We start from the raw sequence: 6,933 nt of genomic DNA, 5'->3' as shown, positions 1-6,933 counted from the left end.
GCCCTGGGGGAGCTGGTGCCGGACACCGTGCTCGACGGGGCCCGGTACGGGACGTTCACGTTGCGGGCGGCCTCCGTGCGCGGCGACTCGGCCCGCTACCGCGGCGAGCCGCGCCGGGACGCGCTGCTCACCGCGCGGTTCGGCGCCGGGGACGACGCCCTCGTGCTCGTCGCCGTCGCCACCGGCACCCGCGGCGCCGAAGGCTCGCACCTCGCCGCCGCCGACGCGTGCCGCTGGATCGGCGAGGCCGTCGGGCGCAGCCACACCCGCCTCGCGCAGGACATCGCCGCCGGCCGCCGCGAGGACCTCAAGTCCGGGCTGCACCGGCTCACCGACCGCGCCTACGGCAAGCTCCGCGCCCGCGCCGCCGAACGGGGCGCCGAACGCGCCGCCGAACGGGGCGCCGGACAGGACACGTACACGTACACCGCCGACCTGCGCTGTCTGCTCCTGACGGCCGACCCCGGCTGCCGTACCCGGGTCTTTTTCGGCGTCGGACCCGGCGGCCTGTTCCGGCTCCGCGACGGCGCCTGGCAGGACCTGGAGCCGCCGCTGCCCGACTCCGGGACGCTCACCGGCGAGCCCGTCGTCGGCTACGGATCACCGCCCCCGGAAGCCGGCCGCGTCCCCGAAGCCGGGTCCGGCGGCGACCGGTTCACCCTGCGGCTCGGTGTCACCCCGCACCCCGGCGCCCCCTACATCGAGGACCCGCTCCCGCCGCCCGCCGTACCGTTCCGCTTCCGTGCCTCCATCGCCCGCCCCGGCGACACCCTGCTCCTCGCGGGCGCCGGACTCGCCGAGCCGCTGCGCTGCGAACCCGCACTCGCCGACGAGCTGGCCGCCCGCTGGGACGGCGCCGCGCAGCCGCCCGGCCTCGCCGCGTTCCTCGCCGACACCCAGCTGAGGGTGAAGGGGTACGCCGATGACCGTACGGCGGTGGCCGTCTGGGAGGCGTGACCGCGCGGTCCGTGCGTGGATGGACCCATGGCCAGACAGAACGTGGCGGAACAGTTCGTCGACATCCTCGTCCACGCCGGCGTCGAGCGGCTGTACGGAGTCGTCGGCGACAGCCTCAACCCCGTCGTGGACGCCGTACGCCGCACCCGCGGCATCGACTGGGTGCAGGTGCGGCACGAGGAGACCGCCGCGTTCGCGGCCGGCGCCGAGGCCCAGCTCACCGGCCGCCTCGCCGCCTGCGCCGGCTCCTGCGGCCCCGGCAACCTCCACCTCATCAACGGCCTGTACGACGCGCACCGCTCGATGGCCCCCGTGCTCGCCCTCGCCTCCCACATCCCGTCCGGCGAGATCGGCCTCGGCTACTTCCAGGAGACCCACCCGGACCAGCTCTTCCAGCGGTGCAGCCACTACAGCGAACTGATCTCCAGCCCGCAGCAGATGCCCCGCCTGCTGCGCACCGCCGTCCAGCACGCCGTCGGGCGCGGCGGCGTCAGCGTCGTCGCCCTCCCCGGAGACATCGCCGCGCAGCCCGCACCCGAGAAGACCCGGGCGCACGACGTCGTCACCGCGCGCCCCACCGTGCGCCCCGGCGACGCCGAGATCGACGCGCTCGTCCGCATGGTCGACGCGGCCCAGCGCGTGACCCTCTTCTGCGGCAGCGGCACCGCCGGCGCGCACCCCGAGGTCATGCAGTTCGCCGAACGCGTCAAGGCACCCGTCGGCCACGCCCTGCGCGGCAAGGAGTGGATCCAGTACGACAACCCGTTCGACGTCGGCATGAGCGGCCTCCTCGGCTACGGCGCCGCCTACGAGGCCACCCACGAGTGCGACCTGCTGATCCTGCTCGGCACCGACTTCCCGTACAACGCGTTCCTCCCCGACGACGTCCGGATCGTCCAGGTCGACGTACGGCCCGAACGGCTCGGCCGCCGCTCCCGGCTGGACCTCGGCGTCTGGGGCGACGTCCGCGAGACCCTGCGCTGCCTCGTGCCCCGGGTGCGTCCCAAGACGGACCGGCGCTTCCTCGACAAGATGCTCAAGAAGCACGCCGACGCCCTGGAGGGCGTGGTCAAGGCGTACACGCGCAAAGTGGAGAAGCACACCCCCATCCACCCGGAGTACGTGGCGTCCGTCCTCGACGAACTCGCCGACGACGACGCCGTGTTCACCGTCGACACCGGCATGTGCAACGTCTGGGCCGCCCGCTACCTCACACCCAACGGGCGCCGCCGCATCATCGGCTCCTTCAGCCACGGCTCCATGGCGAACGCCCTGCCGCAGGCCATCGGCGCCCAGTTCCTCGACCGGCGCCGCCAGGTCGTGTCGATGTCCGGCGACGGCGGCTTCGCGATGCTGATGGGCGACTTCCTCACGCTCCTCCAGTACGACCTGCCGGTGAAGGTCGTCCTGTTCGACAACTCGTCGCTGGGCATGGTCGATCTGGAGATGATGGTCTCCGGCCTTCCCTCGTACGGCACCGCCAACCACAACCCGGACTTCGCCGCCGTGGCCCGCGCCGCGGGCGCCTACGGCGTACGCGTCGAGAAGCCGAAACACCTGGCGGGCGCCCTCAAGGACGCCTTCCGGCACAAGGGCCCCGCCCTGGTCGACATCGTCACGGACCCGAACGCCCTGTCGATCCCACCGAAGATCAGTGCCGAGATGGTGACCGGCTTCGCGCTCTCCGCCAGCAAGATCGTGCTGGACGGCGGCGTCGGCCGGATGCTGCAGATGGCCCGCTCCAACGTGCGGAACATCCCGCGACCTTGACACCCCGCTGTGCCCCACTGCTCCCCTCCGTGCGCCCACCCGTCGGTGGTTCCCAGGCGTGACGCGGGGAAGGCGAGGGCATGGATCCCGTGAGCCTGTTCGAGGGAAGGGCCGATGACGTGGGGGCGGGACGATGATGGGGCGTCAGGCAGAGATCGAGCCCATGACGGACGGGCGGGACCGAATACCCGGCGCGATACCCGGCGCGATCCGGCTGCGGCGGCACGTCGCCGCGGGCGACCTCACCGGGGTCGCCGGAGTGCGGCGCGCGCTGCGCGCGTTATGGGCCCACCGGATCGCCTCCGATCCGGCGGACACGGCGGAGCTCCTCACCAGCGAACTCGTGACCAACGCCCTCATCCACACCGAGCACGGCGCGGTCGTCACGGCGCTCCTGGGACCGTCCACGCTCCGCGTGGAGGTACGGGACTTCGTCGCCGAACTGCCCGACCCGTACACGCCGGTGACGGACGACGGCACCCATGGGAGAGGCCTGCTGCTGGTGCAGGCGCTGGCCGACGCGTGGGGGGTGCAGGCGCAGGGCGTCGGCAAGGTGGTGTGGTTCGAACTGTCGGACGTGAAGCCGGCCGAATGACGCCCCTGAGTCGCTGACCGAACGGCACTCGAACGGCATCCGTGCGTCGTGGACGGCGAAGGGCCCGCCTGCCGGGGCAGACGGACCCGTCGGTGGCGGAGCGGAGAGCACGGCGGTTCAGCCGAACTGCTGCTCCAGGCTCTTCAGTTTCTGCTCCAGTGAGTCGAGCCGGGGGATGGCCTGGGTGTCGTCCTCCGCGGTGAGATCGACCGTGCGGGGCTCAGGTCCTTTCACGGCCTGCAGGGAGGGCCTGGAGACGTGCGGCAGTTGTCCTGGCTCTGCTATGGCGGGCTCCGCGACGGACGCCCCGACGGCGGCCGAGGCGGAGCCCGACGCGGAGTTCAGATTCTGCACCTCGACCTGGCGTCCCCCGCGCCCGATGCCCCAGGCCCGGTGCTGCCGGTTGAACGCCCGCAGCCTCGCCCGGTCCAGCTTCTGCTGTTCCCGCCGCCGACGCCGGTTCTGCTGCTTCTCGCGGCGGTCCTCACGGACCTCCTCGACCGCGTCGTCCAGTGTGCGGACGCCCTCCAGGAGCATCAGCGACCACGCGGCGAACGTCTCGCGGGGCGCCCGCAGCCACCGTACGATCCGGATCTGCGGCAGCGGCCGCGGCACCAGGCCCTGCTCGCGCAGCGCCGCCCGGCGCGTCTGCTTCAGCGCCCGGTCGAACAGCACGGCCGCCGACAACGACATGCCCGCGAAGAACTGCGGGGCACCGTCGTGGCCGATGCCGCGCGGGGCGTGCACCCAGTTGAACCAGGCGGCCGCCCCGGCGAACAGCCACACCAGCAGCCGGGAGCCCAGCGCCGCGTCGCCGTGGCTGGCCTCGCGCACGGCGAGCACCGAGCAGAACATGGCGGCGCCGTCGAGGCCGAACGGGACCAGGTACTCCCAGCCGCCGGAGAGGTTGAGGTTCTGCCGGCCGAAGCCGACGAGCCCGTGGAAGGAGAGCGCGGCGGCCACGGCCGCGCAGCAGAAGAGGAGGAGGTAGGAGGCGATTCCGTAGATCGCCTCTTTGCGGCGGCGGCGTTCCTCGTTGCGTTCCCAGGAGTCGTCGGCCGCGGCCTTCTCACCGGCGGCGCGCCTGCCGCGCGCGAGCACCGCCACCGCCGCCACGGCTCCGGCGAGCATCACACCGCCCGGGAGCAGCCAGTCCAGCGATATGTCGGTCAGTCTCATGCGGTGTCCCTCGCATCGCAGTACAGCGTTTCGGTGCGCCATATTGGCCGACCCGCGGGGTGCGTCATGGGGTTTCGGGGCAAGAGAACGCCATTGGGGCGGCAGGGCATACAAATAGGTGCGATTGACTCGAACCGCTGTGCGTGGCCGCTGGGTCGCGTTCGATCGATCCCACTCTGCCGGGTGGCGTGACGCGCCGTGTCGTCTACGGTGTGGGGGCATGACCGGGCAGCAGATCACCGTTCTCGGCGAGTGCGTCGCGGACGCCTTCACCCGGGCCGGCGGCGACACGGACTCCGACGGCACGGACTCCGGCGACACGTACTCCGACGGCCTGTCGCTGCGGGTGCTGCCCGGCGGCGGTCCCGCGAACACGGCGGTCGCCCTCGCACGGCTCGGCACCCGCACACGCTTCATCGGGCGGCTGTCGCAGGACGTGTTCGGCGGGATGTTCCGCGCCCGTCTCGCCGCCTCCGGCGTGGACCTCGGCGGCTGCGTCACGGCCGCCGAACCCAGCACCCTCGCCGTCGCGGACCTCGACGCCCACGGACGGGCCGCCTACTCCTTCCACGCCGAGGGGTCCGCCGACTGGCAGTGGACCGCCGAGGAGCTCGCCGCCGCGCCCCTGGAGGGCGCCGCCTGCCTGCACACCGGCTCCCTCGCCCTGATCCGGGAGCCCGGCGGGCCGCGCGTCGAGGAGTACCTGGCCGAGGTACGGGACCGGGTCACCGTGTCGGTCGACCCGAACGTCCGGCCGCTGCTGGTGCCGCCCGCCGCCTACCGGGCGCGGCTCGGCCGGTGGTGCGCGCTGGCCGACATCCTCCGCCTCAGCGACGACGACCTCGCCGCGCTGCTGCCCGGCGCCGCCCCGGAGGAGGCCTGCGACCGCTGGCACGAGGCCGGTGCCCGGCTCGTCGTGGTCACCCTGGGGGAGCGGGGCGCCCTCGCGTCCCTGGACGGCACCCGTGTCAGGGTCCCGGCGGTGTCGGTCGACGTCGTCGACACGGTGGGCGCGGGCGACGCGTTCACGGCGGGCCTGCTGCACGCCCTGGCGGGACTGGGGCGGCTCGGCGGCCGCCTGGACGGGCTCACGGCCGGGGAGACGGAGGCCTGCTGTGCGTACGCGACCCGGGTCGCGGCCCTGACCTGCGCGGTCCCGGGCGCGAACCCGCCGTGGGCGGACGGGCTGTAGACCGCGGCCTCCCGCAACTGGGGGCTCCGCCCCCAGACCCCCGTATCGCGCCTGAACGGCGCTCGTCCTCAAACGCCGGACGGGCTGAATTTCAGCCCCCCGATGTCAGCCGGCGGCGGCTGCCGTGGTCAACTTGCGGACCCGGTCGTCGTCGCAGGTGCGGGGGCAGGTGACGCAGGTGTCCTCGGGGCGCAGGGTGTAGAAGAGGCAGCAGCTGGCGCGGTCGCGGGTGGGCAGGGCGCGGCCGTCCGGGGCGGTCAGCTCGCGGAAGCCGGCCGTGCCGACGTACGGCTTGGCGGTGCCCGGCAGCAGCAGCTCCAGCTCCGCCATCGCCCGGGGCTCCTCGCCCAGCAGCCCGGCGACGTACCAGAGGCCCTCGACGATCTCGTCGGTCGCCATGCCCCACAGGGCGCGGCTGCCGCGCCGCATCCGGGGCCGGAACCCTTCCAGGACCGGGCCCAGGTGCTCGGCCACGGCCGCCCGCACCTCACCGCGCAGGGCTTCCTCGTCCGGGACGACCCGGGCGCCGGGCAGGACGGCGGCCGGATCGTCCGGCAGGCAGGCGAACTCCCGTACGCGGACGGCCATGCGGCCGAGCGCCCGCTGGAAGGCGACGTCCGCGACCGGGACGCGCGGCACCCGGCGGTGCAGGAACCACGGGACGGTCACCAGCAGGCAGGCGGGCCAGGCGTACCGGTGGAGACCGAAGCTGGCGACGACGTCGGGCCGGGCCTGGCGGCCGTAGTCGCGCAGCACCTGCGCGTCGTCCCAGGCGAGGAAGGAGTCGAGGGCGGGGCCTCCGGCGGCGAGCTCGTCCGCGCCGACCCAGCCGTCGTCCCGCGGTGTCCGTTCGTCCGCGGCGAGTTCGCGTACCAGCAGACCCGGGAACACCGTGGCGAGACGGGCATAGGAGTCCGCGACCGGAGAGCCGGGGAGGGTGGACAGCAACGCGGGGACGGACATGCAGGGACCACCGAATCACGATCGTTTGCAGGTTAGCCTAACCTTACCCGATCTGATCGATGTGTGAACCGTGAGCCCCTGCGCCTATCGTGCACAGTGGCCCCATCCACCGCGAGCCGGGCCTTGGTACGCAGCGGCAGGAGGACCCGAGTGGAGCAGGGCAGGGCACGGGAGGCGACGGCACCCGCACCGGCGTCCCCGGACGCCGCGGCACCGGCCTCCCGGGACGTCGTGGCACCGGCTTCCCGGGACGCCGCGGCACCGGCCTCCGGGGACG

6 protein-coding genes are annotated in these 6,933 nt (G+C 73.6%); 4 read left to right on the top strand and 2 right to left on the bottom strand.

Going from position 1 to position 6,933, the window contains the following annotated elements:
• The 3 genes from HTZ82_RS02730 to HTZ82_RS02720 form a co-directional block, all read left to right on the top strand.
• Positions 1-957: protein phosphatase 2C domain-containing protein (locus HTZ82_RS02730; protein WP_175407627.1), on the top strand; the 957-nt coding region annotated here is incomplete at its 5' end.
• Positions 958-984: 27 nt separating this feature from the next.
• Complete coding sequence (locus HTZ82_RS02725) at positions 985-2,727, top strand: pyruvate dehydrogenase (RefSeq protein WP_175407626.1); 1,743 nt, start codon at positions 985-987, stop codon at positions 2,725-2,727.
• Between the two features lie 136 nt (positions 2,728-2,863).
• Positions 2,864-3,322 carry an ATP-binding protein gene (locus HTZ82_RS02720; RefSeq protein ID WP_254711576.1) on the top strand — a complete coding sequence of 153 codons (459 nt, stop codon included), beginning with the start codon at positions 2,864-2,866 and terminating at the stop codon, positions 3,320-3,322.
• 117 nt (positions 3,323-3,439) lie between these two features.
• Here the strand turns inward: HTZ82_RS02720 and HTZ82_RS02715 are convergent, their stop codons facing one another.
• Entirely contained in the window at positions 3,440-4,501 is a 1,062-nt protein-coding gene (locus HTZ82_RS02715) for a DUF2637 domain-containing protein (RefSeq protein WP_175407624.1), read from the bottom strand.
• Between the two features lie 220 nt (positions 4,502-4,721).
• On the opposite strand from HTZ82_RS02715, the gene HTZ82_RS02710 reads away from it, so the two are divergent.
• Positions 4,722-5,693: a carbohydrate kinase gene (locus tag HTZ82_RS02710; RefSeq protein ID WP_175407623.1), complete on the top strand. Its 972-nt coding sequence runs from the start codon at positions 4,722-4,724 to the stop codon at positions 5,691-5,693.
• Between the two features lie 105 nt (positions 5,694-5,798).
• Here the strand turns inward: HTZ82_RS02710 and HTZ82_RS02705 are convergent, their stop codons facing one another.
• The gene (locus tag HTZ82_RS02705; RefSeq protein WP_175407622.1) at positions 5,799-6,656 is read right to left on the bottom strand and encodes a (2Fe-2S)-binding protein; all 858 of its coding nucleotides are present in this window, start codon (positions 6,654-6,656) and stop codon (positions 5,799-5,801) included.
• Positions 6,657-6,933 lie beyond the last annotated feature (277 nt).

Source organism: Streptomyces sp. TRM64462, assembly GCF_013362995.1.
Classification (GTDB): Bacteria; Actinomycetota; Actinomycetes; order Streptomycetales; family Streptomycetaceae; genus Streptomyces.
The sequence above is the reverse complement of the archived record's forward strand: the minus strand, read 5'-3'. Positions and strand labels throughout refer to the sequence as shown.

Coding starts and splice junctions, on each gene's coding strand:
- HTZ82_RS02705 (WP_175407622.1), bottom strand. CDS start 6,656: ATGTCCGTCCCCGCGTTGCTGTCCACCCTCCCCGGCTCTCCGGTCGCG.
- HTZ82_RS02720 (WP_254711576.1), top strand. CDS start 2,864: ATGGGGCGTCAGGCAGAGATCGAGCCCATGACGGACGGGCGGGACCGA.
- HTZ82_RS02715 (WP_175407624.1), bottom strand. CDS start 4,501: ATGAGACTGACCGACATATCGCTGGACTGGCTGCTCCCGGGCGGTGTG.
- HTZ82_RS02710 (WP_175407623.1), top strand. CDS start 4,722: ATGACCGGGCAGCAGATCACCGTTCTCGGCGAGTGCGTCGCGGACGCC.
- HTZ82_RS02725 (WP_175407626.1), top strand. CDS start 985: ATGGCCAGACAGAACGTGGCGGAACAGTTCGTCGACATCCTCGTCCAC.